The 3,069-nt window shown below is 58.1% G+C and carries 4 protein-coding genes and 1 pseudogene; 2 read left to right on the plus strand and 3 right to left on the minus strand.

Annotation, left to right across the window (positions count from 1 at the left end; all coding sequences use genetic code 11):
* A pseudogene (locus B2W52_RS16860) lies at positions 1–218 on the plus strand (substrate-binding periplasmic protein); the annotation flags it as partial.
* A 23-nt stretch (positions 219–241) separates the two neighbouring features.
* On the opposite strand, the gene B2W52_RS16865 reads toward B2W52_RS16860, so the two are convergent.
* Both B2W52_RS16865 and B2W52_RS16870 read right to left on the minus strand, forming a co-directional pair.
* The gene (locus B2W52_RS16865; protein ID WP_008173864.1) at positions 242–754 is read right to left on the minus strand and encodes a DUF2244 domain-containing protein; all 513 of its coding nucleotides are present in this window, start codon (positions 752–754) and stop codon (positions 242–244) included.
* 69 nt (positions 755–823) lie between these two features.
* On the minus strand, positions 824–1,615 hold the full coding sequence (locus tag B2W52_RS16870) for a M48 family metallopeptidase (protein ID WP_053112778.1): 792 nt from the start codon (positions 1,613–1,615) through the stop codon (positions 824–826).
* A 137-nt stretch (positions 1,616–1,752) separates the two neighbouring features.
* Between B2W52_RS16870 and B2W52_RS16875 the strand changes: the two genes are divergently transcribed.
* Positions 1,753–2,424: an NAD(P)H-binding protein gene (locus tag B2W52_RS16875; RefSeq protein WP_273018393.1), complete on the plus strand. Its 672-nt coding sequence runs from the start codon at positions 1,753–1,755 to the stop codon at positions 2,422–2,424.
* Positions 2,425–2,429: 5 nt separating this feature from the next.
* On the opposite strand, the gene B2W52_RS16880 is transcribed toward B2W52_RS16875, so the two are convergent.
* Complete coding sequence (locus B2W52_RS16880) at positions 2,430–3,050, minus strand: LysE family translocator (RefSeq protein ID WP_053112777.1); 621 nt, start codon at positions 3,048–3,050, stop codon at positions 2,430–2,432.
* Between the last annotated feature and the right edge of the window lie 19 nt (positions 3,051–3,069).

A 3,069-nucleotide genomic window follows, 5' to 3' on the forward strand; every position in this document is an offset into this window, starting at 1 on the left:
CCGACCTGTGGGTTACCGACGGCCTGGTGGGCCCCCTGATGGCAGAGGAAGAGCACGGTATCACCGGGCTGCAGCCGGTGCTGGTATTCCGGGAGACGCCCATGTATCTGGCATTCAGCAACAATACCGATCCGGCTGTGATCGAGGATCTCCAGCAGGCTCTGGACGAGGCTCGTGAGGCTGGAGAGATCGAAAGAATCGCTGCCAGCTACGAATAAGCAATCAGGGATGGGCGGAATTTTCAGAACCAGAGCCCGATCTGCGGATCGGGCTCTTTGCGTTCGATCAGCAACCCGTTCTTCTCAAGCATGCCAATGAGCTTTTCGGTATCCTCGATGTTCAGGAAGCCGCCAATTGATACTTCGGTATCCCGATGGGTCAGAGAGAGCTTCGCCGGTGTGAACGGGTGCGGCGGTGAGGCAACCCTGAGCCGCGCATAACGGGTGGGAAGGGTCCACTCGGCCTGCTTGCGCTTTCTGCCTTTCTCCAGATGAATGTCCTCATCGTCGATGGACAGCACCTCCTGCCGCTGGCACTCCCGCGAGGTCAGGTAGATGCCGCAAGCGAGCGCAATCAGCTCCAGCCCGGCAAACGGAATAATCACCCAGGCGCCCATAAGCGTAAAGCCCGTTGCGATAAGGGCTGAAAGCACGAACAGGGCGGCCCAGATCCGGACATTGCCATGCCAGCTGAGGGAACGGTTGGGTGTCAGGACCAGCCGGAAACCATCCGGATGTGGCAAGCGTTCCACCATGGAATCTGCCTCAGTTTTAACGCGCCGCTAGACTTGATGATAGTCAATTATACGGTGAGTGCGACTTGATCAGATCTGACAGTTGGCTGGAGGAACCGTTTCGAAAACCGAGCGGGCAGTCTCCAGCTGATTTTGCAGGGAGGCAATGCGGGTGTCGTGATTCGGATGGGTGGACAGAAATTCCAGCGGTTGTGCGCCCGAAGCCTGCGCCATGTTCTGCCAAAGCCTGACACTCTGGCCCGGTTCAAAACCGGCCCGGGCCATGATTTCCAGGCCCATCAAATCGGCCTCCTCCTCATGGGCACGACTGAACGGCAGCGTAATACCCAGTTGGGCGCCAATGCCCAGAGCCTGCTGTATCTGGTTCTCCGCAATTTCACTTTCGGTGAACAGGCCCACCAGCAGCATTCCTGCTTGCAGGCCCAGTTCCTGGGTCAGGCGTTCATTGCCGTGGTCGGCAAGAACATGGGCTATTTCATGACCAATGACCGTGGCCAGTTGGGCCTGGTTTTCGGCCAGTTCAAGTAGCCCTGAATGCACGCCGATCTTGCCTCCGGGGAGGGCAAAAGCGTTGGGAGTGGCATTTTCAAAGACGGCAATCTCCCAGGACTGGGGCATTGGAGCGTCCGGATATCGGGTGTGGGCGGCGCTGACCAGGGCCTCCGTAATGCACTGCACTAAGCGGTTGATGTCAGGCCTTGTGATTACGGCATTTTGCTGCTTTATCTGCGCGAAGCTTTCCTGGCCCATATCAGCCAGAACGGCATCGGGTACCAGAGCCAGCCGGTTCCGACCAGTGGGGGATTCCTGGCAGCCGGTCAGGAAGGTGACAGTCACGAGGATAAGCAAAAGCGATTTCAAGCAGGTCTCCGTTACCCGTAAAGTAAAACTCTGATTTTATCGTTAGTATCCGCGGTCGGGGAGACTTACGCCATCCTGTCAGCGTTTGTTGCGGGTCTTTGGTAGGATGGTAAGTCGGTTATGGGGGAAAGACGGTTATGAGGGTGATGTTGCTGGGCGCTACCGGCCTGACTGGTGGCAAAGTGCTACAGGGTTTGCTGGGCAGAGAAGAGGTTACGCAGGTGGTGGCGCTGGTGAGGCACAAACTGCCGACGCTGCATGACAAACTGGCACAGCATGAAGTCGATTTCGATCGCTTGGAGGATCACGCCGAACTGTTCGATGTGGATGTGATTATCTGCTGCCTGGGCACCACCATCAAAAAAGCGGGCTCACAGGATCAGTTCCGGAAGGTGGATCTGGGCTACCCGATGAAAGCGGGTGAGCTGGGTCGCTCCCGTGGAGTACGAGCGTTCATCCTGATGTCTGCGATTGGAGCCTCGTCGTCGTCGACTATTTTCTATAACCGGGTAAAGGGCGAGCTTGAAGACGCCCTGAGAGATCTCGACTATCCCTACCTGTCCATCTATCACCCGAGTCTGTTGTTGGGCGATCGCAAAGAACAGCGCACCGCCGAGGCCCTGGGCATAAAAGCGATGCCACTGGTGAACCGTCTGCTGATCGGTCCCCTGGATAAGTACCGCGGCATCGAGGCGCAAACGGTGGCCAATGCCATGGTCAATGAGGCGTGTAGGCTGGCCTCAGAGCCTGCTGCCGAGCAGGTGGTCCAGACGCGCGAGTACGATGAGATTGTCCAGCTGGCGGGCTGAGCCGGTTATTTCCCGTTCAGAATGCCGACAACCAGACGGCCGGCCAGGCCAATGAGAATGGCCCCGAAGATACGCTCGAACCACACGGCTTTCTGTCTGAGCAGGGTCAGCCATTTCGGGTTGGAGAACAGCCAGGCAACGATCAGGTACCAGCTGGTATCAATGACAAGGGCGGTTGCGGCATAGCCGAACTTGGCCATCAGGCTGGTGTCGGTGCCCACCACCTGACTGAACAGGGCCAGGAAGAATACCGCGATTTTCGGGTTGAAGAAGGCAATCAGAAAACCGTCACGGGCCGCACTTTTGGTGGTGGGCGGCTCGGGCAGTTCGTCATCCGCCTGCCGCTTTGCCATCAGTCCTTTCACGCCCAGCCAGGCCAGGTACAGGGCGCCGCCCCATTGCAGAATTGAAAACGACGTTGGCGAGGCGGTGATGATGGCGGCGAGCCCGAGGATGCTCAGAAAGGCATAGATGCCGACACCGATGCCATGGCTAAGAGCGGTGATGATGCCGTTGCGCCGACCACCGGTGAGCGTCTGCTTGAGCACCAGTGCCAGCGAGGGTCCCGGGGACATAGCGCCCAGAATGCAGATGGTGACCACGGTCAGCCAGGTTGCAAGCGTCATGGTGGGTCAGTCCTTTGCA

The sequence above is a fragment of the Marinobacter sp. UBA2498 genome, assembly GCF_002341575.1.
Taxonomy (GTDB): Bacteria; Pseudomonadota; Gammaproteobacteria; order Pseudomonadales; family Oleiphilaceae; genus Marinobacter; species Marinobacter manganoxydans.